Origin of the sequence: Oceanimonas sp. MB9 (assembly GCF_011319775.1) — a bacterium.
Lineage (GTDB): Bacteria > Pseudomonadota > Gammaproteobacteria > Enterobacterales > Aeromonadaceae > Oceanimonas > Oceanimonas doudoroffii.
Window position 1 is genome coordinate 26265 of sequence record NZ_VFBE01000009.1, and the last position, 13740, is coordinate 40004.

14 protein-coding genes are annotated in these 13740 nt (G+C 62.2%); 4 read left to right on the forward strand and 10 right to left on the reverse strand.

Going from position 1 to position 13740, the window contains the following annotated elements; all coding sequences use genetic code 11:
* Positions 1-29: 29 nt before the first annotated feature.
* The 6 genes from mmuM to OJHNALOF_RS11530 form a co-directional block, all read right to left on the reverse strand.
* Positions 30-980 carry a homocysteine S-methyltransferase gene (gene mmuM / locus OJHNALOF_RS11505; protein WP_165662105.1) on the reverse strand — a complete coding sequence of 317 codons (951 nt, stop codon included), beginning with the start codon at positions 978-980 and terminating at the stop codon, positions 30-32.
* A 45-nt stretch (positions 981-1025) separates the two neighbouring features.
* The gene (locus OJHNALOF_RS11510; protein WP_165662106.1) at positions 1026-1775 is read right to left on the reverse strand and encodes an amino acid ABC transporter ATP-binding protein; all 750 of its coding nucleotides are present in this window, start codon (positions 1773-1775) and stop codon (positions 1026-1028) included.
* An 8-nt stretch (positions 1776-1783) separates the two neighbouring features.
* The gene (locus OJHNALOF_RS11515) at positions 1784-2734 is read right to left on the reverse strand and encodes an amino acid ABC transporter permease (protein ID WP_165662107.1); all 951 of its coding nucleotides are present in this window, start codon (positions 2732-2734) and stop codon (positions 1784-1786) included.
* A gap of 54 nt (positions 2735-2788) precedes the next feature.
* The gene (locus OJHNALOF_RS11520; RefSeq protein ID WP_165662108.1) at positions 2789-3583 is read right to left on the reverse strand and encodes a transporter substrate-binding domain-containing protein; all 795 of its coding nucleotides are present in this window, start codon (positions 3581-3583) and stop codon (positions 2789-2791) included.
* A 203-nt stretch (positions 3584-3786) separates the two neighbouring features.
* On the reverse strand, positions 3787-4590 hold the full coding sequence (locus tag OJHNALOF_RS11525) for a slipin family protein (RefSeq protein ID WP_165662109.1): 804 nt from the start codon (positions 4588-4590) through the stop codon (positions 3787-3789).
* The gene (locus tag OJHNALOF_RS11530) at positions 4587-5942 is read right to left on the reverse strand and encodes a nodulation protein NfeD (RefSeq protein ID WP_165662110.1); all 1356 of its coding nucleotides are present in this window, start codon (positions 5940-5942) and stop codon (positions 4587-4589) included. The genes OJHNALOF_RS11525 and OJHNALOF_RS11530 overlap by 4 nt, the downstream gene beginning before the upstream one ends.
* Before the next feature lie 131 nt (positions 5943-6073).
* On the opposite strand from OJHNALOF_RS11530, the gene OJHNALOF_RS11535 reads away from it, so the two are divergent.
* The gene (locus OJHNALOF_RS11535; protein WP_165662111.1) at positions 6074-6508 is read left to right on the forward strand and encodes a GNAT family N-acetyltransferase; all 435 of its coding nucleotides are present in this window, start codon (positions 6074-6076) and stop codon (positions 6506-6508) included.
* A gap of 120 nt (positions 6509-6628) precedes the next feature.
* Here the strand turns inward: OJHNALOF_RS11535 and OJHNALOF_RS11540 are convergent, their stop codons facing one another.
* Both OJHNALOF_RS11540 and OJHNALOF_RS11545 read right to left on the reverse strand, forming a co-directional pair.
* On the reverse strand, positions 6629-8053 hold the full coding sequence (locus OJHNALOF_RS11540; protein WP_165662112.1) for a VWA domain-containing protein: 1425 nt from the start codon (positions 8051-8053) through the stop codon (positions 6629-6631).
* A gap of 1 nt (position 8054) precedes the next feature.
* Positions 8055-9509 carry an AAA family ATPase gene (locus tag OJHNALOF_RS11545; protein WP_165662113.1) on the reverse strand — a complete coding sequence of 485 codons (1455 nt, stop codon included), beginning with the start codon at positions 9507-9509 and terminating at the stop codon, positions 8055-8057.
* A gap of 182 nt (positions 9510-9691) precedes the next feature.
* Between OJHNALOF_RS11545 and lpcA the strand changes: the two genes are divergently transcribed.
* Together lpcA and OJHNALOF_RS11555 are read left to right on the forward strand one after the other, a co-directional pair.
* Positions 9692-10273: a D-sedoheptulose 7-phosphate isomerase gene (gene lpcA / locus OJHNALOF_RS11550; RefSeq protein ID WP_094200633.1), complete on the forward strand. Its 582-nt coding sequence runs from the start codon at positions 9692-9694 to the stop codon at positions 10271-10273.
* A 5-nt stretch (positions 10274-10278) separates the two neighbouring features.
* The gene (locus OJHNALOF_RS11555) at positions 10279-11061 is read left to right on the forward strand and encodes a class II glutamine amidotransferase (RefSeq protein ID WP_094200634.1); all 783 of its coding nucleotides are present in this window, start codon (positions 10279-10281) and stop codon (positions 11059-11061) included.
* A gap of 76 nt (positions 11062-11137) precedes the next feature.
* On the opposite strand, the gene purN is transcribed toward OJHNALOF_RS11555, so the two are convergent.
* Together purN and purM are read right to left on the reverse strand one after the other, a co-directional pair.
* Positions 11138-11776 (reverse strand): phosphoribosylglycinamide formyltransferase, encoded by a 639-nt coding sequence (gene purN, locus OJHNALOF_RS11560; RefSeq protein WP_094200635.1) that lies wholly within the window; start codon positions 11774-11776, stop codon positions 11138-11140.
* Positions 11773-12810 (reverse strand): phosphoribosylformylglycinamidine cyclo-ligase, encoded by a 1038-nt coding sequence (purM, locus tag OJHNALOF_RS11565; protein ID WP_165662114.1) that lies wholly within the window; start codon positions 12808-12810, stop codon positions 11773-11775. The genes purN and purM overlap by 4 nt, the downstream gene beginning before the upstream one ends.
* A 274-nt stretch (positions 12811-13084) precedes the next feature.
* On the opposite strand from purM, the gene upp reads away from it, so the two are divergent.
* The gene (gene upp / locus OJHNALOF_RS11570) at positions 13085-13711 is read left to right on the forward strand and encodes a uracil phosphoribosyltransferase (RefSeq protein ID WP_094200637.1); all 627 of its coding nucleotides are present in this window, start codon (positions 13085-13087) and stop codon (positions 13709-13711) included.
* The last annotated feature ends 29 nt before the right edge of the window (positions 13712-13740 follow it).

The window sequence follows — 13740 nt, forward strand, 5'->3', positions numbered from 1 at the left end:
TCGCCGCCGGCCAAACGCCGGCGGCGGCGTTATTGCTGCGGGCGCAACCGGGCGCTGACGGCGGCAATATCCGCCGGAGAGGTGCGGCAGCAGCCGCCGATAAGGCGGGCACCCTCGCGGTGCCAGTGTTCGGCGGCCCCGGCGTATTGCTCGCTGTTAACAGGGCCGTGCCAGCATTTATGGTCCGCATCATACTGTTCCCCCGAATTGGGATAAACCAGCAGCGGCTTGCGGCTCACGCCCTGCACCGAACGCAACAGGCCCGGTACATGCTCGGGGGCGGTGCAGTTCAGGCCGATGGCGACCACGGAGTGATATGGCTCCAACGCGGCCACACAGTCACTCAGTCGCTCTCCCTGGCAGTTGTGTTCCTGGCTTTGACAGCTGAAGCTGATCCAGCCACACGCGCCGGGAATGGCGTCCATCAGGCGCGCCAGGGCCCGGGCCTCACTCAGGCAGGGCAGCGTCTCGCAGGCCAGCAGATCGGCGCCGGCGGCCAGCAATACCTCAAGCCGAGGGCGGTGAAAGGCCATCAGCTCCTCTTCCGTCAGGGCGTAATGCCCCCGGTATTCAGAGCCGTCTGCCAGCATGGCACCGTAGGGGCCCACCGACGCGGCAACCAGCGGCCGGGGGCGGCGATTCTGCTGTTCGGCACTGAGGGCGTTCCAGAAATCGTCCCGTGCCCTGGTGGCCAGCCTCACGGCCTGGTGCATCAGCTCGGCGGCCTGCTCGGTGTCGAGGCCACGACGGGCGAAGGCCTCAAAGGTAGCCTGATAGCTGGCGCTGATGGCGACGTCGGCACCGGCCGCAAAGTAATCGTAATGAACGTCGTAGATAAGTTCGGGCTGCTCTATCAGGATCTTGGCAGACCACAGTGGATCCTTGAGATCGCAGCCCCTGGCCTCGAGTTCGGTGGCCAGGGCGCCATCGAGAATGGCAAGGGAATGCTGTGCAAGCAGGGCTTCAATTGGATTTGACATGACACTCCTTGGGGCAACACCGGCTGGCCGGTGGCGGCTGCTGGGTTAGAGAATTTGCGATAAAAATTGCTGCAATCGAGGGTGGGAAGGCGCACCGAAAAAGCGCGCCGGCGTGTCTTCCGCCAGCACCTGGCCATCGGCCATGAACAGTACCCTGTCCGCCACTTCCCGGGCAAAGCCCATCTCATGGGTGACCACCACCATGGTCATGCCTTCCCGGGCCAGTGCCTTCATGACCTCCAGCACTTCCCCCACCATTTCCGGATCCAGTGCCGATGTCGGCTCGTCAAACAGCATGATGCGAGGCTGCATGCACAGCGCTCGGGCAATGGCCACCCGCTGCTGCTGGCCGCCGGACAACTGTCCGGGATAGTGTTCAACGCGTTCGGACAGACCGACCTTGTCCAGCAGTGCCCTGGCCTGCTGTTCAACTTCGGCCCGCGGCCGCCTGGCAACCTTGAGCGGCGCCAGCATCACGTTTTGCAGCACCGTCTTGTGGGGAAAGAGGTTAAAGCCCTGAAACACCATGCCTACCCGTTGCCGCAGCCGGTTGATGTTGGTGGCGCCGTGATACATGTCGACGCCTTCAATCTCGATGTGGCCGGCACTCAGGGTTTCCAGCCTGTTGAGGGTGCGCAGAAAGGTGGACTTGCCCGAGCCCGAAGGGCCGACGATCACCACCACTTCGCCCCGTCTGACTTCCAGCGAGACCTGTCGCAGGGCCTGGCAACCGTTGTCGAATACCTTGTCGACCCGCTGTGCCCGTACCACTGTGTCTGTGTGTTCTGTGTGCATGTTACTTCCTAGTGTGCCGCCGCCATGCGTTGCTCCAGTCGCTGTACCAGCCAGGACAGGGAGGCGGTCATGACCAGATAGAGCAGGGCGATGGTGAACCAGACCTCAAAGGGGGCAAAGGTCGATGACACCACCTCTCGCCCGGCCTTGCTCAGATCGGTCAGTGAGATCACCGAGACCAGCGAAGAATCCTTGATCAGGTTGATGAATTGCCCGGCCAGGGCGGGCAGGCTGCGTTTAAGCGCCTGAGGCAGGATCACCTCAACCATGGCCCGAACGTAGCTCATGCCCAGCGAGCGTGCCGCTTCCATCTGTCCGGGGGGGACCGACTGAATGCCGGCCCGAATGATTTCCGCCACATAGGCGGCGCTGAACAGGGTCAGGGCGGTTACGCCGGCGGTGAAGCGGTCGAGGGACAAGACGGTGCCGACAAAGAAATAGATGATGAAAATCTGCACCAGCAGCGGCGTGCCACGAATGATTTCGATATAGAGAATGCACAGTTTACGCAGGGCCGGGTTGGCGGAGATTCGTCCCAGGCCAATGGCAAGGCCCAGCAGCACCGAGCACACCAAGGACACCACCGACAGCTTCAGGGTCATCAGCATGCCTTCGGTGATGGGACCGATGCGCAGGCTGTCGAGGCGAGCGATTTCATCCCCTTCAAACAGCAGATCACCATCGGCGACCTGCAGGCTGGTGTACTGGTTCAGGATCAGGGGGGCGTCGCCATAATCGGAGATCAGGGTCAGCGTATGGCCGTCGTCACCCAGTTCGGCGCGGCCATCAAAGGGGGCGCGAATGGACTGGGGCGAGGTATCGACGATATAGGGAAGCACCCGTTCCCAGTGCCAGTTGTAGTCGATGCTCTTGCTGGACCAGTAGATACCGCCGGCCAGCATCAGCACGATGGCCGTAAAAACGCCGTTCCACAGCCAGCGGTGTGTGGCAGTCTGCATATTAATTCCTGTCAATCCGGCCGGCGGTCTGGGCCGCCGGCGATACTGTCATGCTCACTGAACCCGGCTGACCCAGGCATCGCTCTCGAACCACTTGCCATAGATGCGATCGTAGGTGCCGTCTCCCTTGATTTGACGCAGGAAGTTGTTGAGAAAGTTAAGGTAATCGGCATCACCCTGGCGTACTGCCCAGCCCATGGGGCCGTAGGTAAAGGCCTCGGAGAGGTGCACCAGCCGGCCCGGATTTTGTGCCGCATAGACGCTGTTGTAGCTGATGTCGTAAACGAAGGCATCGGCCCGTCCGTTGGCGACTTCCTGGGCTGCGTCGGCGGAGCTTTCAAACAGGCGCGCATTGGCCTGGCTGAGATAACGCTTGATGGCAAACTCACCCGTGGTGCCCAGCTGGGCGGTGACCGTGTAGGCGGCATCGTTCAGCTGGCGGTAGGAGTGAATGGTATCGGCCAGTTTCGGATGGATCAGGACGGTCTGACCGGCATCGAGGTAAGGGTTGGCAAAGTTCACGCTCAGGTTGCGCTCGGGGGTGATCGACATGCCCAGGATCAGATCGCACTTGTTGGTCTGCAGCGCCGGAATGATGCCATCCCAGCCGGTATTGACCGGCACGAATTTGGTATTGATCGATTTCGCCATGGCCTTGGCAATATCAATATCGAAGCCGATGAAATTCCCTTTCTTGTCGGTCATCTCAAAGGGAACGTAGCCGGATTCAAAGCAAAAGCGAAACTCGCCCGAACGCTGGATTTGCTCCAGGGTGCCCTGGGCGCTGGCCGGGCCGGCGAGCAGGCTCAGGCTTGAGCCGAGCAAAATGAGGCTGAGGTATTTTTTCATGAAACAGTCCCTGAATCGATGAAGGTATCGAAAGCGCGGTTTCGATGGTCAATAAATCGGAGTCGCCTATTTTATGCGATTCCCCATGGGGAGATTCCGCGTTATGAGGGAAGAATGAGAGGGATTTCGGCGCGGGCGATAAAGGCTGTCCCGCACGTTTGGGATGTGCGGGAGCGGCTTTTTATTCAGGATTTGCTGCCGGCTCAGGTGGGCTCGCGCGGCGAATGGGGATCCTCAACATCGGGGCTGTGTGCCCCCATTTCCTGCAGGATTCGGCCCAGCTCCATGGGCAGGGGAAACACCACTATTTTGCTGTTGTCACTGCTGATCTCGGTCAGGGTCTGCAGGTAGCGCAGCTGAATCGCTTCTGGCTGGCGGGCCAGCATGCGGGCCGCTTCCAGCAGTTGCTTGGATGCCTCCAGCTCACCGGTGGCATGGATCACCTTGGCCCGGCGGGAACGTTCCGCCTCGGCCTGACGGGCAATGGCGCGAATCATGGACTCGTCGAGATCCACGTGCTTGATCTCCACCGCCGTTACCTTGATGCCCCAGCCGTCGGTGCTCTGATCCAGAATGCGCTGCAGATCCGCGTTCAGGGTGTCCCGGGCCGAGAGGATCTCGTCCAGTTCGTGCTGGCCCAGCACCGAGCGCATGGTGGTCTGGGCCAGCTGGCTGGTGGCTTCCAGGTAGTTTTCCACGTTGATGATCGCCTTTTGCGGATCCAGCACACGAAAATAGAGCACGGCGTTCACCCGCACGGTGACGTTGTCTTTTGAGATCAGATCCTGGGACGGAATGTCCATGGTCACAATGCGCAGATCCACCCGCACCATTTGCTGCACCAGGGGGATCAGAATGATAAAGCCCGGCCCCTTGACCTTGTGAAAGCGGCCAAGCAGAAACACCACGCCCCGTTCGTATTCCCGTAAAATGCGGAACATGCTGGCAAACAGCATGACCAGCAGAATAACGATCAGCAGCTGAAAATAAATAAAGTCGATGATCATTCCCCAGTCTCCTTTACCGGTTTTACTTCAAGCACCAGATCCCGCACCGCCACTACCATTACCGTGCTGTGCGCGGACACGGGCTGCGGGCTGTGGGCCTGCCAGCGTTCGCCCAGCACCAGCACGGTGCCCTCGGGGCTGAGCTCGGTCAGTGCCACGCCCCGCTCGCCGACCATGGCGTCGGTTCCCGACACCGGCGCCGCCCGGCGTTGCTTCACTATCATGCGCACCACCACCAGGATCAGGCCGAGGGAAAACACCGTAAAGGCGGCGATAAAGGGCCAGGCCACGCGAAAGGCCTCGTCCGGGGTGTCGAACAGCAGCACGGAGCCAAGCACAAAGGCCACCAGGCCGCCGCCGCCAAAAATGCCGAAGCTGGGCGACAGTCCTTCCGCCACCATCAGCGCCAGCCCCAGGGCCAGCAACCCCAGCCCCACCATATTGAACGGCAGCATCTGCAACGACAGCATGGCCAGCAGCAGGCAGATGGCGCCGATCACCCCGGAGACGCCGAATCCCGGGCTGTAAAACTCCAGCAGCAGGCCGTATACGCCCACCAGCATCAGCAGGTAGGCGATATTGGGATCGCTGATGGTAATGATGAACTGCTGGCGCCAGTCGGGCTGTCGCTGTTCGGCGATCAGCCCCGCAGTGGCCAGGGTGAGGGTGTCGTTTTTGAGTTTGACTTCGCGGCCGTCGAGCTGCTGCAACAGTTCGGCAATGTCGCCGGCCATCAGCTCAATCACGTTCTGCTCCAGCGCCTCGGGGGCGGTCAGGGTAGCGGCGTCGCGTACCGCCTGCTCCGCCCACTCCACATTGCGTCCCCGCAACTGGGCCAGGCTGCGCAGGTAGGCAATGGCGTCGTTGAGCGACTTGCGTTCCATGGCACTGCCGGCAGACGGAGATGACTCGTCGTCCTTTTCCTCGTTTTTCCCCTCGTCCCTGTCGTCGGATGGCGGCGTGCCGGCCGGCATCATCTGCACCGGGGTGGCGGCCCCCAAGTGAGTGCCCGGCGCCATGGCGGCAACGTGACTGGCGTAGAGAATATAGGTGCCGGCAGAAGCGGCCCGGGCGCCGCCGGGGGAAACATAGACCACCACGGGCACGCTGGACTCCAGCATGGCGCTGATAATGTCGCGGGTGGCACTGTAAAGGCCGCCGGGGGTATCCATGGTCAGCAGCACCAGGGCCGGGCGTTCCAGCTGGGCCTGGTTGAGCTCGGTTACCAGGTAGTCGGAAATACCGGGGCCGATGGCGCCTTTGATATTCAGCTGCCAGTAGCGTTCCTGGGCCGGGGCCAGGGCGCTGAACAACAGCAGCCATAGCCACCACCAGCCTGTTCGCCCACTCATGCTGCCTCCTTTTTGTTCACACCTTGAAGCTTAGCCCTCTGCTCATTATTTAAACAGTTATCGGCAAGAAGGAAGCAACGGCGGAGGCTTTGCCTTACCATGGCGCCGGTACCAACAAGCAGGATGAAGACATGAACATCAGACCCGCAACCAGGGCCGATCTCGCGGCGGTCCATGGCCTGGAGTGCGCCGCCTTTGGGGAGCACGGCTACCCGGACTTTTTTCTGCGTCAGGCCTGGGATCTGTGGCCAGGCTCGCTGCTGGTGGCCGAGAGCGAGAACGAATTGTTGGGCTATGTCCTGGCGGGCCGGGGGGAGGTGGCGAATGAAGGCTGGATATTGTCGCTGGCGGTGGCACCGGCGGCGCGCGGGCGAGGGCTGGGCCGGCAACTGCTGCAGGTGGCGGTAACCGCCCTGGAAAGTCAGGGGTGTAAGCGCATTAAACTGACGGTATTGCCCGACAACCCGGCCCTACATCTCTACCACAGTCTGGGCTTTGCCGAAGCCGGCCGCGAAGAGGATTATTTTGGCCCCGGCGAACCCCGGCTGGTGATGGTGAGAGGCTAATCCGAATCAGAGGTCATGAGAAGATGTGAATGATTGCAGCGAATTCCAGCATTTTGCGGGCGGCTTCATGTTGCGATTCGCTACCCTCATCAGCAACCTACGGCAGGCAGAAAAGGCTAATCAGGCCCGGGCCGCCTGCTCCAGGCTGCGCCAGTCGCTGAACAGGTGCACCGGGTCACACACCTTGCGCATGGCGTGCAGGGCGGTGGCATAGCCCAACTGCAGGCCAAACAGGCGCACGCCCAGGGCTTCCTTGCCGTGCTTCACCTGAGCCTGCAACTCTCTGGACACTTCAAACTCGCCGTCGCTTACCAGCAGAATATCCGCCTGCCGCCATTCCTGCTGTTGCAGCCGGGTGAGGGCGGCATTGAGCGGCGTGCTCACGTCGGTGCCGCCACTGAAGGAGCCGCGCAGCATGTCGAGCAGCTCGGGCAGGGTTAATGTCTGGTTGTCGAGTACCAGCAGCTCGCCGGCGCCGCCAAACAGATACACCAGACAGCCGCGTTGCTGCTGTTTGGCCATGCGCAGGGCCGCCAGCACCATGGCCTTGGACACCTGCTCCGCCAGGCCGTGCATGGACGCAGAAGTGTCCAGGCACAGAATAATGGGGCCAAACTGGGTACCCTTGCCGTCGCCTTCGCCCTTGCCGGCCCGGGGCAGGGGCCAGTCGTTGCCCGCATCGATGGGCATGACCCCGGCCACGGCGTAGCTGAGCAGGCTTTGCTCCGCCCGGCGGGCATGCCACAGCATATGCAAAGACGGGTGCCCCAGCAGGGCCGCTTCCAGCGCCAGCATGCGCGACAGATTATCGGAGCGGGTAATGCCCTGGGTTTCCATGGGAATGCCCGGCAGTCGCCGCTCTCTGGGGCCGTTATCCCGGGGGCTCATCATCTGCTGCAGCTGGCTCAGGGTGGCGCTCTGCTCTGGATCCGGCCGCTGCTGGCCCATGAGTTTAAGCAGCTTTTGCAACTGGCGAATGTCCGCCACCCAGCGGGCCAGGCGCAGCAGATCGAACCAGGCGCGGTCGCGCAGGTGGCCGCTGTCCTTGTCGGTGCCAATGGCCGGGGCGATGCCGAACTCCTCGGCCACGTCATCCAGCGCCTGCCACAGGCTGATGCGCTGCTGCCACTGCTCCGCCAGCTTGGCGATGGCTTGGCGGGTGTGCCGGGCCCGGGCGCGGCGCTCGGCCCGCTCTACAGCAATACCTTGTTGTTGCAACAGGCCGGCGGTGGCCGGCCAGATCAGCTCCACCTGCTCCAGCACCAGTAATATGTCCTGCATGATGGCCCGGGCCACGTCCGGGGTTTCCTTGCAGTATTCCAGCGCATTGGCGCGCACCAGCAACTGGCGAATGCGCCGTTCGGTGCTGGTGCTCAGCCAGTCGCCGGGGGCCGGCAGCCGTCCCTTGTCGAGCTCGCTCAGCATGGCCAGTACCCGGCTGGCCCGGGGCAGCAGGCTGCCCAGGGGGTGGGTGACCACCAGGCTGAACAGGCTCTCGGGCAGCTCGCTTAACGGTGCCAGGCCGGCGCTTTGGGCGGGGGCCATCTCAGCCTTCAACCGGCAGGTCGGCAAAGGCTTCACGCAGGGCCTGCAGCCGCTCGTGCTGGCGGCTCAGGCCGGCCTGCTGCTGCTCCAGCTGGGCGCGGGCGAGCTCCCCCAGCTCCGGGCTCAGCCACAGGTGCTGACGCAGGCGCTGACCCAGGCCCTGCTGCTGGGTTTCCAGCCAGGCCAGATAGTCCGCCAACTCGTCGATGCGCTCATCGAGCTGGCGCAGGCGCGAGGCCACATGGCTGGCGGGCCAGGCCCTGGGCTGCAGGGCGCTGGGGCGCTGATAGCTTTCCATCAGCGGCTGATATTGATCCCGATTGCCGCCCAGGTTGCGGACTTCCTGCTCGGTGAATACCGAGTCGGGCAGCCGGGGCTGGCGATAGAGCAGCTGGCCGCTTTCATTGCGCTTGTGGCGCTGGCCCCTGGCCTCGGTGACCGGCTGGCCCTGCTCGTCGAGATAAAGCCGATAGCCCTGCTCATTGAGGGACGGCAGTACCGGATCGGCATCCTGATCCAGCCGCTCCTGCCAGCTGTCGACCATGTCGCTCACCAGTTGCGGGCTGAAGCCCGGGTCCGCGGCAATGTGCTCGTGCAGCCAGTCGGTCAGCCGGCCTTGCTGCTCCGGCTGCTGCCACAGGCAGTGGGGCAGCAGCCAGGCATCGAGCAGATCTGCCTGTGGCTGACCATTGCAGCAGGCCGATACCTTGAGCAGCTTGACCACCTTGCGCCAGCGCCGGTCCGATACCGGTATGTCCTGCTCGGCGAGAAAACGGCGCAGGCTGTGCAGCAGGCGAATCAGCGCCGGTGACAGCGGCAGCTGTTCGGCTTCTTTGCGTAAAGCGGCCAGCTCGGCGCCGGTTAATTTAAGCTCGGCTGCCGGCTCCTGATAGGGCTGGTTCAGGGTAAGCAGTCCGGTAAAGGCGTCGTCGCCCACCGGGGCCACCTGAAAGCGCAGCAGAAAACGGTCATACAGGGCATTCAGTTCGGCCCCTTCCGGCAGCTCGTTGCTGGCCGCGATCACCGACACCAGGGGCACCGGCAGGCGCTCGTTGCCGTTGTCGAACTGGCGCTCGTTGAGCAGGGTGAGCAGGCTGTTGAGAATGGCGCTATTGGCCTTGAAGATTTCATCAATAAAGGCGATGGAAGCCTCGGGCAGGTAACCCTGCGTCTGGCGCAGGTAACGGTCCTGTTCCAGCGCCTTGATGGACAGCGGGCCAAACAGCTCTTCCGGTACCGAAAAGCGGGTCAGCAGCCGTTCAAAATAGCTGCCGTCGGCCATCAGGGTGTGCAGCCGGCGCGACAGCTCACTCTTGGCGGTGCCGGGCGGACCCAGCAGTAACAGGTGCTCGCCGGAAAGGGCCGCCAGCAGGGCCAGCCGGGCCGGGGTTTCTCGTTCCAGCAGCCCCTGCTGCAGGTGTTCGATTAATGCGGCGATGCGGTTTTTTGCGTCCATGTGCCAGACCTGTGAGAGTTTTGTATTAAAAGCTTGGCAATATTGTACTTAAAAAGTGCTGTGTGACCAATGTCACAGACCGCGGCAGGTGGCAATGGAGGCCCCAGGCCGGACTCCTTCGGCTTTGCGCTCTGAGTGACTTGTGCCAAAATGCGTCTTTACCGCAAGCGAGAGGCCATTACATGTATCAGAATCTGATCCGCAGCGAGCTGAACGAAGCCGCCGAGGTGCTGAACCGCTTTCTGGCCGATGACGCCAACATTGCCGCCATTGAGCGCGCGGCCAAACTGCTGGCCGACAGTTTCAAGGCCGGCGGCAAGGTGCTGTCTTGTGGCAATGGCGGCTCCCATTGCGACGCCATGCACTTTGCCGAGGAGCTGACCGGCCGCTATCGGGAAAACCGCCCCGGCTACCCGGCCATCGCCATTTCCGACCCCAGCCACCTGTCCTGCGTGTCCAACGACTTTGGCTACGAGTTTGTGTTCTCCCGCTATCTGGAAGCGGTTGGCCGCAAGGGCGATGTGCTGCTCGGTCTGTCCACCAGCGGCAATTCGGCCAATATTCTCAAGGCCATTGAGGTGGCCAAGGCGGCGGGCATTCAGACCATAGCGCTCACCGGCAAGGACGGCGGCAAGATGGCGGGGCTGGCGGATGTGGAAATTCGCGTGCCGCACTTTGGCTATGCCGACCGCATTCAGGAAGTACATATCAAGATCATTCATATTCTGATCCAGCTGGTCGAAAAGGAAATGGAGCAAGAGTAAGCCGCATGTGTGAATTGCTAGGGATGAGCGCCAATGTGCCTACCGACATCTGTTTCAGCTTTACCGGCCTGATGCAGCGGGGCGGGCGCACCGGCCCCCACAAGGACGGCTGGGGCATCGTCTTTTATGAGGGCAAGGGCCTGCGCACCTTCAAGGATCCGCAACCGTCCAGCCAGTCGCGCATTGCCCAGCTGGTACAGGAATACCCCATCAAGAGCTGTGCCGTGGTCAGCCATATTCGCCAGGCCAACCGGGGGGGTATTGCCCTGGAAAACACCCATCCCTTTACTCGGGAGCTATGGGGCCGTTACTGGACCTTTGCCCACAATGGCCAGCTCAGTGGTTACAAAAAGCTGAAGACCGGTCGGCACAAGCCGGTGGGCGACACCGACAGCGAGCTGGCTTTTTGCTGGCTGCTGAACGAGCTGGAGCGAAAGTATCCGCGCAAGCCCGGTAACATGGCCGCCATGTTTCGCTATGTGGCCACCCTGAGTGATCAGCTGCGCGGCCTGGGGGTGTTCAACATGCTGCTTACCGACGGCGAATATCTGATGACCTACTGCAGCAACAACCTGCACTGGATCACTCGGCGTGCGCCCTTTGGCCCGGCCCGGCTGATTGACGAAGAGGTGGAAATCGACTTTCAGAAGGAAACCACCCCCAACGACATCGTCACCGTGATCGCCACCCAGCCGCTCACCAACAACGAGCAGTGGCACAAGATGCAGCCCGGTGAATACAACCTGTTCTGGCTGGGCGAGCGCATCGCCGGTAACGGCAGCGAGTAGGCTGAGACAGGGGCATGTGCCAATAAAAAAGGATGCATATGCATCCTTTTTTTATGTCGACTTTTTGCGTCGGCGCTCAGTCGCCGGCATGGCCTTCCGGCGGCAGCGGCTGATTATCCAGCCAGGCCTGGCCGCCCTTCATGGCCAGCCGGCCGTCGCAGAACCAGCGCACCGCCAGCGGGTAGATGGCGTGCTCCTGCACATGCACCCGCTCCGCCACAGTAGTGGCGTCGTCGTCCGCAAACACGGGGACTCGGGCCTGCAGGATCACCGGGCCGCCATCCAGCTCTTCGGTGACGAAATGCACGCTGCAACCGTGCTCGTCGTCGCCGGCGTCAATGGCGCGCTGGTGGGTGTTCAGGCCCTGATATTTCGGCAGCAGGGAAGGGTGAATATTGAGCATTCGCCCTTCATAGTGGCGCACCAAGGCCGGGGTGAGAATACGCATAAAGCCGGCCAGCACCACCAGATCCGGGGTGTAACCGTCGATCCGCTGCCGCAGCGCGGCGTCAAAACTGTCCCGGTCGGCAAAGTCCCGGCCCGGCAGCACCTCGGTGGCCACGCCGGCCGCGCGAGCCCGCTCCAGGCCATAGGCGTCGGCCTTGTTGCTGATCACCGCCACCACTTCGCCGCCCAGGCGGCCTGCGGCCGCCTGATCCAGCAGGGCCTGCAGGTTGCTGCCGTTGCCGGAGATCAGCACCAGGATGCGTTTCATTTGATTTCGACCTGCTCGGCGCCCTCGGCGGCCTGTTCGATACGGCCGATGACCCAGGCGTTTTCGCCGGCGTCTTGCATGAACTGGACCGCGGCGTCGGCCTGGTCGGCGGGCAGGGCAATGACCATGCCCACACCACAGTTGAAGGTGCGGTACATTTCATGGGTTTCGACGTTGCCTGCCTGCTGCAGCCAGGTGAATACCTCGGGCCACTGCCAGCTGGCGCCGTCGATCACCGCCTTGGCGCTCTCGGGCAGTACGCGGGGAATGTTTTCCCAGAAACCGCCGCCGGTGATGTGGCTCAGGGCGTGAATGTCGAACAGCTTGATCAGCTCCAGCACCGGCTTGACGTAGATGCGAGTGGGGGCCATCAGCGCGTCGGCCAGGGTGGCGTCGCCCAGGGGCTGATTCAGATCGGCCTGGCTGACTTCCAGGATCTTGCGGATCAGGGAATAGCCGTTGGAGTGCGGGCCACTGGAGCCTAAGGCGATCAGGGCGTCGCCTGAGGCCACTTTGGAACCGTCGATAATGCCGCTTTTCTCAACCACGCCCACACAAAATCCTGCCAGATCGTAGTCGCCGGCTTCGTACATGCCGGGCATTTCCGCGGTTTCACCGCCGATCAGGGCACAGCCGCTCAGCTCACACCCTTCACCAATGCCGGTCACCACGTCGGCGGCGGTGTCTACATCGAGCTTGCCGGTGGCGTAGTAGTCGAGAAAGAACAGCGGCTCGGCGCCCTGCACGATCAGATCGTTGACGCACATGGCCACCAGATCCACGCCCACGCCCTGATGGCGCTTGAGGTCAATGGCCAGGCGCAGCTTGGTGCCCACGCCATCGGTGCCGGCCACCAGTACCGGCTCCTTGTAACCGGTGGGCAGCTGGCACAGGGCGCCAAAGCCCCCGAGGCCGCCCATGACTTCCGGGCGCTGGGTGCGGCGGCTGACGCCCTTGATGCGTTCAACCAGGGCGTTGCCGGCGTCGATGTCGACACCGGCGTCTTTGTAGCTCAGGGGTTTGTTCTGCGTCACGTGTTGTTACCTTGTCATTGGTGTTGAGCCCGCCCGGTGCTCTTTGGCACCGTGGCCAGCCCGGGTAAGTGTTTCGGCGGCTATTCTAATTTAATGCGGGAAGCAGTGCCACTGGCAGCGGCTCAAGGACGTCGAGGGCAATCCGCGGCAGGGCCGCCGGCCGGCATGGTCTTTTGCTAAAATTACTGCTGAAAGTCTGCCGCCGAGCGCTATTTTATGCTAGAGTTCCGCGGTTTTTTGTGTCCGTTATTTAGTGCGTCGGGAGAAGTTGTTGATGAAAGTCGTTGAGGTCAAGCACCCTTTGGTTAAACACAAGCTGGGTCTGATGCGGGAAGCCGACATCAGCACCAAACGCTTTCGTGAACTGGCAAAGGAAGTCGGCAGCCTGCTGACCTACGAAGCCACTGCCGATTTTGAAACCGAAAAAACCACCATCAATGGCTGGACCGGCGCCACCGAGGTGGATCAGCTCAAGGGCAAGAAGGTCACCGTAGTGCCCATTCTGCGGGCCGGCCTGGGCATGATGGACGGCGTGCTCGAGCACATGCCGAGCGCCCGGGTAAGCGTTGTGGGGGTATACCGGGACGAGGAGACCCTGCAGCCGGTGTCCTATTTCAACAAGCTGGTCAGTCATATCGACGAGCGTCTGGCGCTGATTGTGGATCCCATGCTGGCTACCGGCGGCTCAATGATCGCCACCATCGATCTGCTCAAGCAGCACGGCTGTACCAATTTCAAGGTAATCGTGCTGGTGGCCGCCCCCGAAGGGGTCAAGGCGCTGGAAGCGGCCCACCCTGACGTGGAGCTGTATTGCGCCTCGGTGGACGAGCGCCTCGATGAGCACGGCTATATCATTCCCGGCCTCGGCGATGCCGGCGACAAGATTTTTGGTACCAAGTAAGTTCATTTAAAACCGGCCCAGGCCGGTTT